General features: G+C 41.9%; 1 protein-coding gene. It reads left to right on the forward strand.

From position 1 onward, the window contains the following. Window positions 1-540 (forward strand): Ig-like domain-containing protein (locus tag CD111_RS10985; protein ID WP_240610512.1); only part of this gene is annotated, 540 nt, incomplete at both ends.

Below are 540 nucleotides of genomic sequence, written 5' to 3' on the forward strand. Positions count from 1 at the left end.
CCAACAAATGTAGATTTAGTCGGAGGAGAAGTATTACCAGTCACATCAACAGACAAAGATGGAAATAAATCACCAGAAGCAACAACAGTAGTAACAGATGTAACAGCACCAGATGCACCAACCGTAAACCCGGTAACAAGCGAAGACAAAGTAATCACAGGAACGGCGGAACCAGGCTCAACCGTAACTGTGACGTTCCCGGATGGTACAACAGCAACAGGTACAACAGATAAAGACGGCAATTATACAATAAATATTCCAACAAATGTAGACTTAGTTGGAGGAGAAGTATTACCAGTTACGTCGACAGACAAAGATGGAAATAAATCTGATGATGTAACAACAACGGTTAAAGATACAACGGCACCAACAGCACCAACAGTTAATCCGGTAACAAGTGAAGACAAAGTGATCACAGGTAAGGCAGAACCAGGCTCAACCGTAACTATCACGTTCCCAGATGGTACAACAGCGACAGGTACAACAGATAAAGACGGAAATTATACAATTGACATCCCAACAAATGTAGATTTAGTCGGA

This window comes from Mammaliicoccus stepanovicii (assembly GCF_002902525.1).
GTDB classification, from domain to species: Bacteria; Bacillota; Bacilli; order Staphylococcales; family Staphylococcaceae; genus Mammaliicoccus; species Mammaliicoccus stepanovicii.